At 55.8% G+C, this 16862-nt stretch carries 15 protein-coding genes; 12 read left to right on the forward strand and 3 right to left on the reverse strand.

Annotated elements, in window-relative coordinates; all coding sequences use genetic code 11:
- Positions 1-76: 76 nt before the first annotated feature.
- A complete protein-coding gene (locus ABJM03_RS00675) occupies positions 77-1534 on the reverse strand; it encodes a PLP-dependent aminotransferase family protein (protein ID WP_348414904.1) in 1458 nt (485 codons plus the stop codon).
- A 378-nt stretch (positions 1535-1912) separates the two neighbouring features.
- Here ABJM03_RS00675 and ABJM03_RS00680 point away from each other — a divergent pair, with 378 nt between their 5' ends.
- The 8 genes from ABJM03_RS00680 (at position 1913) to ABJM03_RS00715 (ending at position 10265) form a co-directional block, all read left to right on the forward strand.
- Complete coding sequence (locus ABJM03_RS00680) at positions 1913-4117, forward strand: molybdopterin-dependent oxidoreductase (protein ID WP_348414905.1); 2205 nt, start codon at positions 1913-1915, stop codon at positions 4115-4117.
- Positions 4118-4165: 48 nt separating this feature from the next.
- A complete protein-coding gene (locus ABJM03_RS00685; protein WP_348414906.1) occupies positions 4166-4501 on the forward strand; it encodes a cupin domain-containing protein in 336 nt (111 codons plus the stop codon).
- Positions 4502-4515: 14 nt separating this feature from the next.
- On the forward strand, positions 4516-4827 hold the full coding sequence (locus ABJM03_RS00690) for a ferredoxin family protein (protein WP_348414907.1): 312 nt from the start codon (positions 4516-4518) through the stop codon (positions 4825-4827).
- Positions 4824-6185 (forward strand): FAD-dependent oxidoreductase, encoded by a 1362-nt coding sequence (locus ABJM03_RS00695; protein ID WP_348414909.1) that lies wholly within the window; start codon positions 4824-4826, stop codon positions 6183-6185. The genes ABJM03_RS00690 and ABJM03_RS00695 overlap by 4 nt, the downstream gene beginning before the upstream one ends.
- Positions 6186-6253: 68 nt before the next feature.
- Positions 6254-7549, forward strand: coding sequence for a gephyrin-like molybdotransferase Glp (gene glp, locus ABJM03_RS00700; protein ID WP_348414911.1), 1296 nt, complete (start codon positions 6254-6256; stop codon positions 7547-7549).
- Positions 7550-7867: 318 nt separating this feature from the next.
- The gene (locus tag ABJM03_RS00705) at positions 7868-8320 is read left to right on the forward strand and encodes a RimK/LysX family protein (protein ID WP_348414912.1); all 453 of its coding nucleotides are present in this window, start codon (positions 7868-7870) and stop codon (positions 8318-8320) included.
- Entirely contained in the window at positions 8317-9222 is a 906-nt protein-coding gene (gene rimK, locus ABJM03_RS00710; RefSeq protein ID WP_348414913.1) for a 30S ribosomal protein S6--L-glutamate ligase, read from the forward strand. The genes ABJM03_RS00705 and rimK overlap by 4 nt, the downstream gene beginning before the upstream one ends.
- Positions 9222-10265 carry a succinylglutamate desuccinylase/aspartoacylase family protein gene (locus ABJM03_RS00715; RefSeq protein ID WP_348414915.1) on the forward strand — a complete coding sequence of 348 codons (1044 nt, stop codon included), beginning with the start codon at positions 9222-9224 and terminating at the stop codon, positions 10263-10265. Before rimK ends, ABJM03_RS00715 begins: the two co-directional genes overlap by 1 nt.
- A gap of 363 nt (positions 10266-10628) precedes the next feature.
- Here ABJM03_RS00715 and ABJM03_RS00720 read toward each other — a convergent pair whose 3' ends face one another.
- The gene (locus ABJM03_RS00720) at positions 10629-10916 is read right to left on the reverse strand and encodes a DUF2218 domain-containing protein (RefSeq protein ID WP_348414916.1); all 288 of its coding nucleotides are present in this window, start codon (positions 10914-10916) and stop codon (positions 10629-10631) included.
- 128 nt (positions 10917-11044) lie between these two features.
- On the opposite strand from ABJM03_RS00720, the gene ABJM03_RS00725 reads away from it, so the two are divergent.
- The 4 genes from ABJM03_RS00725 to ABJM03_RS00740 are packed head-to-tail and all read left to right on the forward strand — an operon-like array spanning position 11045 to position 14569.
- Positions 11045-11935, forward strand: a complete 891-nt coding sequence (locus ABJM03_RS00725; RefSeq protein ID WP_348414917.1) for a siderophore ABC transporter substrate-binding protein — start codon at positions 11045-11047, stop codon at positions 11933-11935.
- On the forward strand, positions 11936-12883 hold the full coding sequence (locus tag ABJM03_RS00730; protein ID WP_348414918.1) for an iron chelate uptake ABC transporter family permease subunit: 948 nt from the start codon (positions 11936-11938) through the stop codon (positions 12881-12883).
- A gap of 16 nt (positions 12884-12899) precedes the next feature.
- Positions 12900-13820, forward strand: a complete 921-nt coding sequence (locus tag ABJM03_RS00735) for an iron chelate uptake ABC transporter family permease subunit (protein ID WP_348414920.1) — start codon at positions 12900-12902, stop codon at positions 13818-13820.
- Positions 13817-14569 carry an ATP-binding cassette domain-containing protein gene (locus ABJM03_RS00740; RefSeq protein WP_348414921.1) on the forward strand — a complete coding sequence of 251 codons (753 nt, stop codon included), beginning with the start codon at positions 13817-13819 and terminating at the stop codon, positions 14567-14569. The genes ABJM03_RS00735 and ABJM03_RS00740 overlap by 4 nt, the downstream gene beginning before the upstream one ends.
- Before the next feature lie 36 nt (positions 14570-14605).
- On the opposite strand, the gene ABJM03_RS00745 is transcribed toward ABJM03_RS00740, so the two are convergent.
- Entirely contained in the window at positions 14606-16546 is a 1941-nt protein-coding gene (locus tag ABJM03_RS00745) for a TonB-dependent receptor (protein WP_348414922.1), read from the reverse strand.
- Positions 16547-16862: the final 316 nt, after the last annotated feature.

Here is a 16862-nt window from a genome sequence, read left to right on the forward strand (position 1 = left end):
AAAGCTGGCATAAATCTGCGCCCTCAAAAGGGGGGCCAGGTCAGCGGTCAGCCATGCCGCGTTTTAAGCGATATTTCTAATCTACCAAGACAATGTCAGCGATAATCTTTACTGCATGTGCGATCTGATCCTCGTCTAGCGAAGAATACCCCAAAACCAAGGTGCGATCAGGGGCGGTCTTATCAAAATCAAACGCAGCACCGCTTGATAATGCATAAACCCCGACACCATTCTCGCGTGCGCGGCTTTGTATTTCGGAGGCAGAGGGGAAATCGGGTGGTAGATGCCAAACAAGATGTAGGCCTGCTTCTTGTCCGGAAAGGTCAACATCGCCGAAATGCGATTTAAGCTCTGCAACCAAGCGGTCCCGTCGCGCACGGTAAACCTTGGTCTGTTTGCGCAAATGCCGTTCAAAATGCCCTTCGCGCAAAAACTCTGAAAGAGCGCGTTGTTCCAGCCATGACTGGCCATTGCTCATGCGCGCCTTGAGCAGACGCGCGTCACTCCAATAGCGGCGTGGGACGACCACAAATCCCACCCTCAGCCCCGCTCCGACAGATTTGGAATAGGTTCCGATATAAAAGACCCTGCGCCCTTGATCGAGCCCGGCAAGCGCCATCAGTGGCGGGCCATCGTAGCGAAAATCACTGTCATAATCGTCTTCTATTATGTAGCTGTCTGTTTCTTCGGCCCACCTGAGAAGTGAAAGGCGCCGGTTTAATGAAAGTGTTTCACCGGTCGGAAACTGGTGCGACGGCGTCACGTAGATCAGGTTCCTTTTGCTATCTGGCAGCAAGTTGGTGTTCAGCCCATCACGGTCAACCTGAACAGGCGTTATGGGCATGTCTTCCGCGGTGAACACCATTGACGCGCCAACATAGCATGGTGTCTCGATGCACAGGCTTTCTGACTGTGGCCTCATAAGTTCCGTTACGAGGTTAAGTGCTTCTTGCCCGCCGCAGGTCACAATGATCTGGTCCGGGCTTGCCAGGACACCGCGGCTGCGCCCCAGATAATCGGCGATGGCCGAACGCAGTTCTGGTAGCCCGGCAGGATCACTATAATCCGTCAAATATTGGGACTCGTGATCAAGAAGGCGGCCAATGATGCGTCGCCAAACGGATAGTGGAAAGCTGGTAGATGCCGAACGACCGACCCAAAAATCCAGTTCGGGGCGATCACTTCCTCCACCCGGCTCACCTGCAAAACAAAGCACAGCCTCATTTGGTTCTTCCGGGGGCGGGCCATTGTCCAGCGGGGCAGTCCGATTGCCAATAAGAAGCAGATCATCGGGCGGAATTTCAGCGACAAAGAACCCTTTGGTGCTGCGGGACTCGACGTATCCCTCGGCCACTAGCCTGTCGTAAGTCAATGTGACTGTATTTCGCGAAACGCCATAGCGTTGGGCAAGGTTTCGGGTTGGCGGTAATGCAAGGCCAGCAGCAAGGCGACCATCCAAAATCATCCCGCGAATCTCATCGAAAAATTGCTGTTGCAGTGACTTTGTCGAATCTACATTCAGGATGAGTTCCATAACACTACCTACCTTTCTGTCGTCCCCGGGCTCTCAAAAGCAGCAAATAGTTCTGCGGGCGCTGTTATCGGAACCATCGGCACCGGCACCCTATGTGGACGTTTGCGGCCTGTTAGCCACTCCTTCTTTCACGTTCATTCCCTTCTTTCTATTTGGCCCAATAAAGCGACGGTTTTTCGGTAAAGAAATCGCGATCAGCTTAATAAATGAACAGCTTTTGAACACTGAGGGCGTGAAATTGCGAGGACTTCCTTGGCACCATGATTTTTAAATTGCTTGGCCCTTTGGGCATCCAAGCCTCCGCTCCTATGATTGGTTAACACCTGCGATTTGCATCGCTCAAATTGAATTTTTGTCACCAATAGCCCGGAGAAGCTCATGAATATCCAAGCCGAAAAGAAACAGTTCTTAGGTGCATGTCCTCAAGATTGCCCGGACACATGCGCGATGGTCTATGATGTCCAGGACGGTAAGCTGACCAAGGTCACTGGCAACAAAGATCACCCAATTACCCGTGGCGGTCTGTGTGTGAAGCTAAAGGATTTCGCTGAACACCATTATAACCCGGATCGCATCCTCTACCCAATGCGTCGCGTAGGGGAAAAAGGCAGCGGCCAATTCGAACGGATCACATGGGACGAAGCGCTGTCTGAAATCCGTGACCGTTGGACAGGGATCATCGACGAGTTCGGGGCCGAGGCCATCATGCCGTACAACTATCTGGGACATGAAGGCACAATTAACGGCCTGTTTGTCGGGGATGCGTTCTTTAACAAATTGGGTTCGACAGTCGCGGAAAAAACATTCTGTGCGTCAGGTTCGTCGACGGCTTGGTTGATGACTGTCGGGCCAAGTGGCGGTGTCGATCCTGAAAGCTTTGCCCATTCAAAATACATCGTCCTTTGGGGCGTCAACACAATGACAACCAACCTGCACCACTGGCCGATCATTCAAGAAGCCCGTTCAAATGGCGCAAAGGTTGTTGTGATTGATCCGGTCTCCACGCGCACAGCCAAGGCTGCTGATCTGCACATCCGCCCGCGTCCGGGAACGGATGCGGCGCTGGCCATGGGGATGATGCACGTCATTATCAGCGAAGGTCTGACCGATGACGACTACATCGCCCAACACACCCACGGTTATGATGAGTTGAAAGCACGGGTTCTGAGCGAATACCCTGTGGAGCATTGCGCAGACATTACGGGTGTACCTGCTGACGTTATCCGTGAATTCGCACGTGAATATGCAAAGACCAAAGGGCAGGCGATCCGTCTGGGGGTCGCGCTGGAGCGTAACCACAATGGGGGGCAGGCGATCCGTGCGATCACGTCGCTTTCCGGGCTTGTCGGCGCATGGCGTTATCCGGGTGGCGGCGTATTGGAAATGCCGCTTTGGGAGTTCCCGCTCAACTATGATCATATCTGCCGCCCAGATTTCATCAAGCCGGGTACACGTGTGGTCAATCTGACCCGCATCGGTGAGGCTTTGACTGAACCAAAAGACGGCAAGCCACTGAAATCATTGATGGTCTATAACGCGAACCCGATGTCCCAAGCGCCAGAGCAGAACAAGATCCGCGAAGGCCTGATGCGCGAAGACCTCTTTGTTGTCTGTAGCGAACTCTTCATCACGGACACGGCCAAATACGCGGACATCCTTCTGCCGGCCTGTATGCAGGCGGAGCAGGAAGAGCTGATGTTCTCATGGGGGCATTTCTATTTCACCTACAACCACAAGGCCATTGAGGCACCTGGCGAAACTGTTCCGAACACCGAGCTGTTCCGCCGTCTGGCAAATGTCATGGGCTTTGAGGAGGATTTCTGGCAGCGCTCGGACACTCAGTTGATCAAAGATTATGTCAACTGGGACTCCCATCTTATGGAAGGCATCACATACGAACTTCTGCGTGAAGAGGGGTATGCACGCCTCAAGATTGGTGATGTTGCGACACGAACACCCCATGCCGAGGGCAACTTCCCGACGCCAACCGGCAAGCTGGAATTCCTGACAACGCAGGCCGATGACGGTAACTTTGTCGCACCGCCTTGGCGCTCTATGTACACAGAAATGCAACCCGGCGAAGCCGTGGACAAGCTGCCCGGCCATAACGAGCCCTATGAAAGCGCGGTTTCCACGCCCGAATTGGCCAAGAAATATCCGTTCAGCATTATCTCACCGAAATCACATGGTTTTCTGAATTCCCAATACGCCAATGAGACAACCCAACAGCTGCGTCAGGGTGAACAGGTTGTCATCATGAACCACGAGGATGCTCGCAACCTTGGTATTGAGGATGGGCAGATGGTGCGTGTTGGCAATGATCGCGGTGAATTTGTGGGCCGCGCTAAGGTTGGCACGGATGTCATCCCAGGCGTTGTGTCGGCATCACTGGGATATTGGCCGGGGCTCTCCCTGACGGGCACTGCGGTGAACTGCGTCAGCTCGGACAGGAATGCCAACCTTGGCATGGCACCTACGTATTCGGACAATCTTGTCGGGGTCGTTCCTGCCAATCTCGACAACATTTCACCCGGCTCGGGTGCTGTTCCATCCAAAGCAGACAAACCGGTGGTGCGCGCTTGATGCGCGCATTCCGGATACGAACTAACGAGTAAATTAAAGGAAAATACCATGTCTATCCAAAAGTTCTCCGAAGTCATTCCAGCCGAATTGCCGGCACTTGACGTGCCCGGGGTGGATGCGTTGATGAAAGACTTCGCAAGCAAAAGCAGCAACGGCACGCCGATCACCTTCGGGATGTTTCGGATGAGCAAAGGCGACCCTTTGCCTTATGAATACGAGTTTGACGAGTATAAACTGGTCCTTGAGGGGGAGCTTGCTGTCGAGGACGAAAGCGGCACGACGACAACCTTTACCAAAGGTGATGTGATCGAATTTGCCAAAGGCACCAAGGCGGTATTTTCATCGCCATCCACAGCCTTGACGTTTTACGTCGCACAGCGCTGAGCCAAGGTAATTCAATGCCACATATTGTTACCGATAATTGTTCCAGCTGTCGTTTTACCGATTGTGTGTCTGTGTGCCCCGTGAATTGTTTTCACGGGGACGCAGAGCGCCTGTATATTGACCCGATCCTCTGTATTGATTGCGGTGCGTGCATTCCGAAATGTCCCGTGGGTGCAATCGTCGAGGACATTGATGTCATGGGCTCTCCGCAGATCGAGATCAACGAGGCCCAATCTGCAATATTGCCAGTAATCATGGCCAAACAGTCTCCGCTTCCCGGTGCTGAAGAGCGCCGCGATCAACTCATCGCGGAGGGGGTCGTTTGACACAATCAGTCGCCATAGTTGGCAGCGGTCCGGCGGGCTTTTTCGCAGCGCAGGCATTCCTGAGCGCCGATACCCCGATCAAGGTAGACATGTACGAACGTCTTCCCGTTCCGTTCGGTTTGGTTCGCTACGGTGTCGCGCCGGATCATCAGAAACTAAAAAGCGTCACGGCTGTATTCGAAGCCACAGCCGCAGATCCCGATTTTCAGTATTTGGGGAATGTGACTGTCGGGCAAGATGTCAGCTTTGACGAGTTAACAGAGGCGTACGACGCTGTGGTTGTTGCGACCGGTGCAATTTCCGATCGTAAGCTGTCAATCGCAGGCGAAGATTTGTCCGGCAGCGTGTCTGCGACAGAATTTGTCAGCTGGTACAATGGGCACCCAGAGTTCCGAGACCGCAAATTTGATCTTTCGCATCCCAATGTCGTGGTAATCGGGAACGGCAATGTCGCACTCGACGTTAGCCGTATTCTGGCAAAGACTCCTGAGGAACTCGCGGCGAGTGATATTTCCAAACATGCATTGGACGCGCTTTCAAATAGTAAAGTCACCGATATCTTTGTGGTAGGGCGGCGGGGACCTTTGCAGGCAAGTTTCTCTATCCGGGAGCTGCGCGAGTTCAGCATGCTTTCGGATGTTGAGCCGGTGTTCGATCCCGCCGAAGTTGATCGTGCAGGGGCAAGCCCGAAAGAGCTGAACGAGGCGTCTCGGATGCTTGGCATTTTGAAAGGGTTTGCTCACCCGGACGCAGCTCGTCAGGCGGCAAGGCGCATCCATTTCCGGTTTCTGCTTTCTCCAGCGGAGATTCAGGGCACGCATGCGGCAGAAACGGTGGTCTTTTCCAAATGCGAACTGGAAGGGGAGGCGTTTAAAAGGCGAGCAGTCCCAACAACGTCTCAAGTTTCAATCCCGGCGGGGCTGGTTCTGCGAAGCGTCGGTTATCGGGGAACTGCACTGCCCGGTGTTCCGTTCGATGAACGCTCAGGCACTGTGCCCACTCTTCAAGGGCGCATTGTCGATGCCGATGGGCTCGCAATTCCAAAACTCTATGCAGCGGGTTGGATCCGCCGTGGCCCGAGCGGGATTATCGGGACCAACCGCGAATGTGCTACCGAAACCGCTCAATCCGCTCTTGAGGATCTGGCAGCTGCAGCAGAAAGATGTGATCCCGAATTGCGAACCGGGCTTTTATTGCGGTTGAGAAGCGGAAGCTCGGCAAAGGTCGATATCGCCGGTTGGCACCGCATTGATCGGATGGAACGCAAAGCGGGCGAAGCCTGCGGCAAACCCCGTGAAAAACTCACATCTGTTCCTGAAATGTTGGAAGCGGCACTGGCTTTGGAGCATGCTCTCTAATTCTGAGCCCCCTAGGTGACCCAAGTTGCCGGGGCTCAAAACAGTCTTGTCTGAAAGGCGCAATTCCGATGAATGTTATCCTCTCGCGCGGTTCTGTTTGTGATGTTGTTGGGCGCAATAACATCAGCTTTGATGACGCTCTCAGCCTTGCAAAAACACACGCGCCACGCCGACCAGAAAAACAAGAACTGCTGCTGTCACAGAGCAACGGGCGTATTTTATCAGGGCCACTCATCGCGTGCCATTCAGTGCCGCCTTTTGCAAACGCTGCGATGGATGGCTACGCCTTGGCCCGTGAGGATCTTGAGAAGGCCCCGGCAGGATTGCCGCTTGGCCCTGTGATCCTGGCTGGGGCCGCACCGCAAAAGCTGCCATCGGGGACGGCTTGTCCAATCACGACAGGGGCGCCAATGCCGTTAGGCGCGGATATCGTCATTGAGCAGGAACGGTGCAACGTGCGATCGGGGCGGATGTTTCTGAACGCGCCGCCCTCGGATAAACCCCATGTCAGGCATGCGGGCGAGGACGTCGAAAAAGGTCAAGAGCTCGCGGGCATTGGCACTATCATGAAACCAAGGCTGGCGGCTTTAGCCTCGGCGACTGGACTGGACAGAATTGAGGCTCTGAAGCCTCTTCGGATCGCGCTTATTTCAACGGGCAATGAAATCGTCGACTGGGGGCAACCATTGTCGCCGGGCCAAATCCACGATTCCACGCGCATGTTTCTGACGTCAGAGCTGCAAAGGCAAAATATCGAACTCATAGACTTGGGTGTTCAGCCTGACCAAACGCAGCCCGTCATCCAAGCCCTGCGCACAGCTGTTGCCACTGCGGACTTGGTCCTCACCACTGGCGGGGCATCTGTGGGCCGTGCTGATCCAATGCGGGCGGCCCTGAATGAAGCAGGCGCGTCCGAGCTATTCCATGGTGTTAAAATGCGCCCGGGCAAACCCGTTGGTCTATATCAGCTCGACAATGTCCCCATAGTAACATTGCCCGGCAATCCCCTCGCGGCGATTGTCGGTTATTATTTCATTGTCCGTGCGATGATCGAAACGGCTCTTGGCGCTCGTATCTTCGGGGCTTCAGAATGCAAAGCAAAGCTGGCGGCCGGTTTCTCAAGGCGGCGGGAGGTGATCGAGTTTGTGCCCGTGACATTAGACCAGCCAAATGACGCCGGAGTTCCAATCGCGACGGTCATTGCGCGGGGCAACTCGGCGCGGCTTTCAGCATTGGCCAAGGCCGACGGCATCGCTTTGATTGATGTTCGGGGAACGGAAATTCCGGCTGGCACAAAGGTGTCCGTATTAAACTTTGGACCATTCGAAAGCGAGTATCGCCATTTTCCCAAGGAAAGCGTTTAGCTGCTGTGGTGCTTGACATTGTATGTGACTGCTCCATTTCCGAAAGGCCGCTATTTCTCTAGCTGCGATCGCACCCTTTGACGAATTGATCGAAACGAGCGCTTGATGATCGTCGTTCGGGGATCCGACAGATTAATCAGTCGATACTCAAGTGTGGCAGGGACAGGCGGCAATTGGAGCGTCTGGATGGTGGCAGTGTGGCGAGGCTGTCATTTGCGCGTTCAATCCGGATGACTGTTCATCAGCTGACGTATCCCGTTGGTACATCCACCAAAAGCTGCCATATGTATCTCGAGATACAAACTGGAGACGACTCATATGCTCGTTGTAGGCTGGCGTGAGCGGGTTGATCTCCCGCTGTTGGGGCTTTCAAACCTTAAGGCAAAAATTGATACCGGTGCACGGACTTCTGCGCTACACGCCACAGATATCGTAACCTTTGAGCGTGATGGCATCCCGTGGGTGCGCTTTCACACAAAATTCGATGATGATTCAATCGATACGGATCTGGAGTGCCCAATCCACGACCGGCGCGCCATCAAGAACACCAGCGGCGTGCCCGAGACGCGTATTGTTATCCGCACCAAGTTCCGGATTGGCAAACGCCTATGGTCCATTGATCTGTCGCTCACGGAGAGATCGGACATGAAATTTCGCATGATTGTCGGACGCACGGCCTTGCGGAAACACCATATTCTAGTTGACCCAAGCAAAAGCAACCTCACGACGCCGACCTCAGCAAAAACAGATAAAACAGGGATTTCCTCATGAAAATTGCTATGCTCGCTCGTAATCCCAACCTTTACTCGCACAAAAGGCTTGTCGAAGCCGCCGAGACGCGCGGGCATGAAATACGCATCGTCGACACGCTGCGCTGTTACATGAACATCGCCTCGCGAAAGCCCGAAATTTACTATAACGGAGAGAAGCTTACGGGCTATGACGCCGTGATCCCGCGGATCGGGGCATCGATTACGTTCTACGGCATGGCGGTGCTTCGACAGTTTGAAATGATGGGTGTCTTTCCCCTCAATGAAAGCGTCGCGATTGGCCGCTCGCGGGACAAACTGCGCTCGATGCAGTTATTGGCGCGTGACGGTATCGGTTTGCCTGTCACGACCTTTGCCCATGATCCTAAGCAAACCGAGGAAGTCCTCAAGGTCGCAGGGAGCGCCCCTCTCGTCATAAAATTGCTCGAAGGCACACAGGGCATGGGCGTTGTTTTGGCCGATACGGATCGCTCTGCCAAGTCGGTGATTGAAGCGTTCCGCGCGACCAAGACCAATATCTTGGTGCAAGAATTCATTAAAGAAGCAGGCGGCACTGATATCCGCGCGATTGTCGTGGGCGGCAAGGTCGTGGCGGCGATGAAACGCTCAGGTGCCGAGGGTGAATTCCGGTCAAACCTGCATCTGGGTGGCTCTGCGGAGGTGATCAAACTTTCCCCCCAAGAACGGGCCACTGCCGTGGGTGCCGCCAAATCGATGGGGTTGAATGCTTGCGGCGTTGATATGCTGCGCTCTGACAATGGTCCGCTCGTTATGGAAGTGAACTCCTCTCCCGGTTTGGAAGGTGTTGAAAACGCAACCGGTTTGGATATCGCCGGGAAAATGATCGAGTTTTTAGAAAAGAATGCCAAACCCAACGCTACAAAAACAAAGGGTAAAGGCTGATGCCCAAACGCGCTGATTTTGTTATCGGGAGCGAACGTGTCGCGGCAGGCACCCGCCGGACGGTCCATGTTCCTGTCAGCGTTCTGTCAGACCATACGCCGGTGGCGATGTCGGTGAGTGTCACACATGGCCGGCTGGACGGCCCCACGGTATTTATCAGCGCAGGTATTCACGGTGATGAAGTAATCGGGGCAGAGATTGTCCGCCGCGTGCTGCGCTCTCCTAGCCTTGGGGCGCTCAAAGGCACATTGATCGTTGTTCCGATTGTGAATACCTACGGCTTTCTGAACCATTCGCGTTATTTGCCGGACCGGCGTGACCTGAACCGCATGTTTCCCGGAAGCAAGGCAGGGTCGCTCGCCTCGCGCCTCGCACATATCTTTATGACCGAAATCGTGGCCCGCTGTGACCTCGGGATAGACCTTCATTCTGCCGCCATTCACCGCACGAATTACCCGCAAATCCGGGTATCACCGGACAATCCAGACATGCTGGATCTGGCCAAGGTTTTTGGCGCGCCGATCATTATGAAATCTCCTGTGCGCGAGGGATCGTTGAGGGGGGCCGCCAAAGACCTCGGCATCGACGTGCTGTTGTTCGAGGCTGGTGAAGGGCTGCGGTTTGATGAGTTCTCTGTCCGGTCCGGCGTTGCAGGCATTCTGCGTGTTTTGCGGCACAAGGGCATGGTTGCGGGCAAAGGGATTGCCAAGGTCAAGGCGACACCGCAGTTCTGCCCCTCAAGCAAGTGGCTTCGTGCGCCGACGGGTGGTCTGTTGCGCACATTCCGTGCCGACGGTGATCTGGTGCGCGAGGGCGAGCTGATGGCATCGGTATCTGACCCTTTTGGCGAGACCGATAACGACATTATCGCCCCGTTTAATGGTATTATTGTAGGCCGCGCCGTTATGCCCATCGTGAACGAAGGCGACGCCGTTTTCCATCTTGCCCGCGTTAAGTCCGTCACGAAAGCCGAAGACATGGTCGAAGACCTAAACACGCAGCTGAACGATGATCCGATGTTTGACGAAGATGAAATTATCTGAGCGCCCCGTGATATCTACCATCAGGTGATCGTGGTCATTGGGCGCAGGCGCGCCGAACAAGCCTCCAAGACGGACCTTCGCTGCGGCGGTTAATTCCCACTGAGGGGGCCTTGGAAAACTTCGGTAGTTCGGCGGCGCAGAAGTCCAAAGAAGTGTCGTTCTCTACAATGGGTAGGGCTCTACTTGAGCCGTATCTGAATTGCCTTGCGGGGGCATCCAGAGGGTAGGGGGATATGCATTGATTTTTTAGATTGGGCCCCTCAACTGGGGCTGATCAGACAACTGCGACCTGGCTGGCGTGTGGCTGGGATGTGCAGTTTTTCCGGTCATTGCGACCAAGACACGGTATGCGCTGTGCGCGGATTATTCGAGCGACCATTCCATTGTTTTAACGTCTTCGCGAAAGGCGAATTTTTCGAGATGCCGGTCGATTACATTGTGTACGACGGGCACGGCGTCGGGGTCTTTGACTTCACAAGTCAGGCTTAGACCTTCGTCCGTGGCAGCCATGTGGGCGGTGCCCATTTCAAAGGCGGCCCAACCGCTTTCTGCATCGCACGAAACCTCGATTTTATGGCCAAAGTGCTTGCAGAGTTGCTGCATGTATTTTGATGCGTTTTCAGTAGCATAATAGCCTTTTATAACGGGCATATCTGATCCTTTTTATTTGTGTCCGCAGGATGCTGGACAAAGGATATATGACTGCGTAGACAGGTGGAAACAACCCATAGCAAAGCCAACTTTCGTGAGCCATGCGTCGATAACAAAGGAAGTTCGACATGCTCAGAGCGCTTGCTTTTGCGGCTGCCATAATGGCGTCCCCCCTTTATGCCCAGACGGTGTCGGTTGATACTTTCGCAGGCCCGGTCGATATAGCGGCAGAGCCGGAAACCATCGCGGTTTTTGATCTCGCTGCGTTTGATACGCTCACCGCTTTGGGCGTGTCGGCAGAGGGTTTGGTTCGTCCGGTATTTCTACCCTATCTTGAGGCAGCGGCTGCGAATTCGGTGCCCGTAGGCTCGCTGTTCGAGCCCGATTTCGAGGCGGTTTTTGCCCTCAACCCCGATCTGGTTATCGCAGGTGGACGCTCCTCGGGGCAGGTGGAAGAGCTTGCGCGGATTGCGCCAACCATCGACATGACGATCTGGCACGATACGGTGGGCGATGGGCTGGCACGGCTGAAGGCCTACGGTGATTTGTTCGGCAAACAGGAAAAGGCGGCGCAGCTTGCCGAAGCGTTTGAGGGCAAGCTGTCCGAGGTCCGCGATGCGGTCGCGGGGCAGGGCAATGCGCTGATCGTGATGACGAACGGCCCCAAGGTCAGCGCCTATGGCACGGGCGGGCGTTTCGGCTGGCTTCATGATGCGCTGGAGCTGCCCGAAGCGGTTGAAAGCGTGGAGCAAAACACCCACGGTGAGGCGATCAGCTTCGAGTTCATCCGCGAGGCAAATCCCGACATTTTGTTGGTGATCGACCGGCTGGCGGCTGTGGGGCAGGACGGGGACAGCGCGCGCGCCACGCTGGACAACGCCTTGGTGCAGGAAACAACGGCGTGGAAGACGGGCCGCGTGATCTATCTCAGCCCCGCGCCGATCTATATTGCGGGCGGCGGTATCCAGTCGATGACCCTGACATTGGACGAAATTCTGGCGGGGGTGAAGGACGGGTAAGTGACCCGGCTTGCGCTTCTCCTGACGCTTGCTTTGCTCTGCGTGACCTCGCTGTTTGTGGGGGTGGCCGATCTGTCGCCAATGGCTCTTTTGTCGGACCCCGCAGCGCTGGACCTGCTCTGGACCAGTCGCGGACCGCGCACGGTGGCAGTTGTAATCACCGGCGGCGCGTTGGCGGTCAGTGGAACAATCATGCAGATGATCGTGCGCAACCGTTTTGTCGAGCCGATGACAGCAGGCACAGGTCAGGGTGCGGCGCTGGGCATCTTGCTGGTCACACTCTTTGCACCGTCGCTGCCGATCTTGCTGAAGATGGCGCTGGCTTCTGCGGTGGCTCTCGCGACGAGCACCGTCTTTTTGTTCATGGTCAACCGGTTGCCGCCGACACAACCGATGTTGGTGCCGCTGGTCGGATTGATTTATGGCGGGATTATCGGTGCGGGCGTTTTGTTCGTCGCGTATCAGGCCGATCTTCTGCAATACATAGATATCTGGATGAACGGCGATTTTTCTGGCGTACTGCAAGGCCGGTATGAATTGTTGTGGATTGCAGCTGCGGTGGCCTTGCTAAGCTATCTGGCGGCGGACCAGTTTGCGATTGTCGGAATGGGCCGCACAGCCAGCGTTAATCTGGGGCTTAACTATACCCAAGTCGTCGTGACCGGTTTGTTGTCGATTTCGGTTGTGACCGCCCTGACGGTTGTGACCGTCGGGATGATCCCTTTTGTTGGGCTGGTGGTGCCGAATATCGTGTCGCGGCTGAGCGGGGATAACTTGCGTGCCACGCTGCCGCTCACGGCAGTCAGCGGTGCGGCACTGGTATTGGCAAGCGATATCATGGGCCGGATGATCCGCTATCCTTACGAAATTCCGGTAGGCTCTGTCTTTGGGGTGCTGGGGGCGGTTGTATTTTTGTGGCTGCTTTACGCTCCGCGTCGCCATGCATAGAGGGCGGCTCATCCTGATGGCGGTGCTGCTGTTGGCGTGCATCATAGGCTACCTCACGCTGGGTGCGCGGGGGAACTGGGGCTTTGTCCTGCCGTTTCGCGGCAACAAGCTGGTGGCGCTGGTGCTGGTTGCGGTGGCGATTTCAACCGCGACGGTGCTGTTCCAGACAATCACCCACAACCGTATCCTGACGCCCGCTGTCATGGGTTTTGACGCGCTATATGTGTTGATCCTGACGGTCCAGATATACGTGCTGGGCGCGCAGGAGTATGTTCAGCTTTCGTCAGCAGGACAGTTCATCGCCAACACGTTGCTGATGCTGGTCGCAGCACTGGCCCTGTTCGGTACGCTCCTGAGCAAAGCACGCGGTGATCTCATGCGAATGGTGCTGACCGGCATCATCCTTGCGGTATTGCTGCGCGCCATCACAAGTTTCCTGCAGCGGGTGATTGACCCCAGCGAATATGCGGTGGTGCAGGTCGCTTCCTTTGCGCGCTTTTCACGGATCGAGGGTGAATTGCTTGCCATTTCAGCGCTGCTGACCTGTGGCGCGCTGGTGGTCACATGGCGCATGCGCCACCGGCTAGACGTGCTGGCACTGGGGGAAACGGCAGCCATCAATCTGGGGGAGAACCCCAAGCGTAGCACCTACCAGATTTTGGTGTTGATCGCGGTTCTGGTTTCGGTCTCGACCGCGCTGGTCGGGCCGATGGGGTTCTTGGGCCTGTTGGTGGTCAGCCTTGCGCATCTGGTCACACCCACGGCATCGCACGCCACGCTGCTGGTATCCTCTGCTCTGATCTCGGCGCTGACGCTGGTGGGGGGGCAGTTTGTTCTGGAACGTGTGTTGGGCATGTCGACGCCGCTGATTGTGGTGATTGATGTGATCGGCGGGATTGTCTTCCTGACCCTGCTGTTAAAGAGGAAATACAGATGATTGAAATCTCGGACGTCAGTTACCGCATTGGCGGCGCGCAAATTCTGAACGGGATCAATCTGGCGCTGCCCAAGGGTGGCATCTCGGCGTTGATCGGGCCGAACGGGGCGGGCAAATCCACGCTGCTGTCGCTGGTCGCACGGCTGATGCCGTTGCAGTCGGGACAGGTCACGGTGGATGATCTGACGGTGGGGGCCTGTGCCAACAACACGCTGGCGCGCAAGCTGGCGATCCTGCCACAGGCCAGTGATGCCGCCCCGCTGTTGTCGGTGCACGAGTTGGTAAGCTTCGGGCGTTACCCCTATCACAAAGGTAGGCCCACGGCGCAGGATCACGCCAAGGTTGAGCAGGCGCTGGCCACCTTCGGGCTGATGGATTTGGCGGCGCGGCGGCTGGATACGCTGTCGGGCGGACAGCGGCAAAGGGCGCAGGTGGCAATGACCTTTGCGCAGGATACCGATTACATCCTGTTGGACGAGCCGCTGAACAACCTTGATATCGCAGCGTCACGTTCGCTCATGCAGGTGCTGCGGGATTTGGCGGCCGCGCACGACCGGACGATCGTCATTGTGCTGCATGACATTAACTATGCCGCCGCCTATGCCGATCTGATTGTCGCTATGAAAGAGGGAAAGGTCGTTGCGTCGGGCGCGCCGGATGACATCGTGACAGAAGAAGTGCTGAAAGATGTGTTTGGAACCGATCCCAAGGTACACCGCATCGACGGTAAGGTGATGATCGAAGTATAGGTATCGCCCCGCTGAGCAGGGCGATACCCTTGAGTGTTAGAACTTGATCGAGGCGGTCAGGCTCACGGTACGGCCAGGCTCGGTGAGTGGAACAACGCCTGCCAGGCCAAGCCCGTCAGAGCTGCGGCTGGCATAGGTCGCATCAAAGATGTTTTCTATATCCATGCGCACGCTCAGGTTTTCCAAACGACGCGGTTTGTATTCCGCATAGAGGTTCACAACCTCATAGCTTTCCAGTGTGACGTCGGTGTCGTTGTTCTCGAGTGCGATCTGCGCGGTCCCCCCGACACGCCATTCCTGCGTCAGGTCATATCCGGCTTCGAACCCGAAAATATGACCAACGGGGCGTCCAAGGTAGTAAGCCGTGGTCGAGGTCGTATCGCCGTTGGTTTCCACATCGGCATAGGTGTAGTTCATCGTCGCAAAGCCTTTTGCGCCGGTATAGGTAACCGAGCCGTCAAACCCGCGCGAGGTCAGATCATCAGTCGCCCCGCGTGCGCCATCCGATGGCAGTACTGCGTTGATGTCGTTGATCTCGGTGTGGAATACCGCGCCTTTGGCAGACCATGGTCCGTTCTCATACCGCAGACCCAGACGCACGGCATTGGCGCGAGAGGTGTCAAACCCGTTATAGTTCCACGCGGTCCCGTAGTTCACCAGCGCGGCCTCGCCCAACTCGTACCCGCCCCAGTTGGATGCGGCACCGGCGTTGATTGTCCATTGGTCCGTCAGCACAAAGTCAATCGAGCCGTTGATGCTCCCGCCGCTTTCGTCAAAGTCGCTGCCGTCCGCACCATCGAAGGAGGCCCAATCATAGCGCGCGCCATAAGAGACCGACACGCGTTCGGTTAGATCCTGACGGGCCTGAGCGAAGACGCCGATGTTGCGCAGATCCTCACGTCCGCTTGAGATGCGCGAGCTGCCCGTGTTGTCGTAGCCTTCGGCACTTTCATCAAAGAAATCGAGGCCCACGTTGACGGTGCCATTGCGCAGGTTGAATTCATTGCTGAACACACCGCTGAAGCTTTTGTTGACACCATAGATCGATCCTACGTCCAGCGTCTGCTCGTTATAGGTCAGCTGGATATAGGGGGCGAACATGCCGGTAGGGTTTTCATCCTGATAGGTCAGCGTATAGGATTCGCGCTTTGACAGGGCTTGGTAGAGTTCGCTGTCGCGTCCGATCACGGCAGCGAAATCGGGGCGGATGAAGCCGCCTTGCGATGCGCGCTCGCCATCGTCCGTCGTCTCGGAGGCCGAGAAGCTAAGGCGCTTGCCGCTCTGCGAGGTATAAGCGACTTTGGCGATGTAGTCGGTCAGGTCTGCGCCTGTGCCCAGAATGCTGTCCCCGGACCCGTCGTCGTAATCGTCGCCTGTCGCGCGGGTGCCGCTCAGCAGGTATTCCAGACCGCCGGTTTGGCCAAAGACGGTCAGTGTGTTGCGGAAACCCTGGCCATTATCGCCATACGAAAGGGTATAGATACCGCCAAACGGATCGCCTTCCTCAAGCAGGTCGCGGGCATCTTTGGTCGTGTAGGCGATGGAGCCGCCCAACGCATTGGGCCCCTGATCAGCAGGGGCAAGACCGGCGCTTACCTCGACGGATTTCAACAGGGCAGGGTCCAGCAGCACGTTGCCTGTATGGTGGAATGCAGATTTGTTCTGCCGCGCCCCGTCGATGGTGACGGACAGCAGGCTTTCCTCGATCCCGTTTACAAACACCTTCTGTGCGATAGGTGCGCCGCCGCTGGCGGTGATTGAGGATTCGCCCGCAAATACATCGGCTACTGTTGACGGATTGCGAGATTCGATCTCGTCTTCGGTGATTTCATCGTTGCCCAGTACAGCTTGCGCCCCTGCGGATTCGATGCGGAGGGTCCCAAGGTCGAATTCGGTTGCATCTTGCGCGTATACAAACGTGGCAGTCGAGCACATCAGCCATGAAAGCGCGACGCGCGTGGCGGTTCTTTGTGTCATTTTTTTTGTCCCTAGCAGAAATTTTTTGGCTGGCTAGGACTCATGAACCTTTTGCTTGCTTAGTGTAGTAATTGAGTGAAGTTGTCGGGAATGTACAGGTCATGGTTGAATAATTATCGCGGTGTTGCTCCGCAGTGGCGTGACAGCCCCAAAAAGGGGGGCACTTGACCGGAAAATCGCTGTTTTGCTTCAAACAGGTTGGTGATCTGGCCACGCAGTGTCCAGCTGCGTAATTGCTCGGGGTGCCACTGCACAAGGGCAATCGGGGACATCTTAGGCTTTGCCTAAGAAGAAACCAAAATTTTACAGCTTTATA

This window comes from Sulfitobacter sp. (assembly GCF_039977885.1).
GTDB lineage: Bacteria > Pseudomonadota > Alphaproteobacteria > Rhodobacterales > Rhodobacteraceae > Sulfitobacter.

Excerpts from the sequence above, each read along its gene's own strand:
- ABJM03_RS00715 (WP_348414915.1), top strand. The coding sequence starts at position 9,222 with ATGCCCAAACGCGCTGATTTTGTTATCGGGAGCGAACGTGTCGCGGCA.
- ABJM03_RS00740 (WP_348414921.1), top strand. The coding sequence starts at position 13,817 with ATGATTGAAATCTCGGACGTCAGTTACCGCATTGGCGGCGCGCAAATT.
- ABJM03_RS00735 (WP_348414920.1), top strand. The coding sequence starts at position 12,900 with ATGGCGGTGCTGCTGTTGGCGTGCATCATAGGCTACCTCACGCTGGGT.
- ABJM03_RS00680 (WP_348414905.1), top strand. The coding sequence starts at position 1,913 with ATGAATATCCAAGCCGAAAAGAAACAGTTCTTAGGTGCATGTCCTCAA.
- ABJM03_RS00720 (WP_348414916.1), bottom strand. The coding sequence starts at position 10,916 with ATGCCCGTTATAAAAGGCTATTATGCTACTGAAAACGCATCAAAATAC.
- ABJM03_RS00725 (WP_348414917.1), top strand. The coding sequence starts at position 11,045 with ATGCTCAGAGCGCTTGCTTTTGCGGCTGCCATAATGGCGTCCCCCCTT.
- ABJM03_RS00675 (WP_348414904.1), bottom strand. The coding sequence starts at position 1,534 with ATGGAACTCATCCTGAATGTAGATTCGACAAAGTCACTGCAACAGCAA.
- rimK (WP_348414913.1), top strand. The coding sequence starts at position 8,317 with ATGAAAATTGCTATGCTCGCTCGTAATCCCAACCTTTACTCGCACAAA.
- ABJM03_RS00685 (WP_348414906.1), top strand. The coding sequence starts at position 4,166 with ATGTCTATCCAAAAGTTCTCCGAAGTCATTCCAGCCGAATTGCCGGCA.
- ABJM03_RS00690 (WP_348414907.1), top strand. The coding sequence starts at position 4,516 with ATGCCACATATTGTTACCGATAATTGTTCCAGCTGTCGTTTTACCGAT.
- ABJM03_RS00745 (WP_348414922.1), bottom strand. The coding sequence starts at position 16,546 with ATGACACAAAGAACCGCCACGCGCGTCGCGCTTTCATGGCTGATGTGC.
- glp (WP_348414911.1), top strand. The coding sequence starts at position 6,254 with ATGAATGTTATCCTCTCGCGCGGTTCTGTTTGTGATGTTGTTGGGCGC.
- ABJM03_RS00705 (WP_348414912.1), top strand. The coding sequence starts at position 7,868 with ATGCTCGTTGTAGGCTGGCGTGAGCGGGTTGATCTCCCGCTGTTGGGG.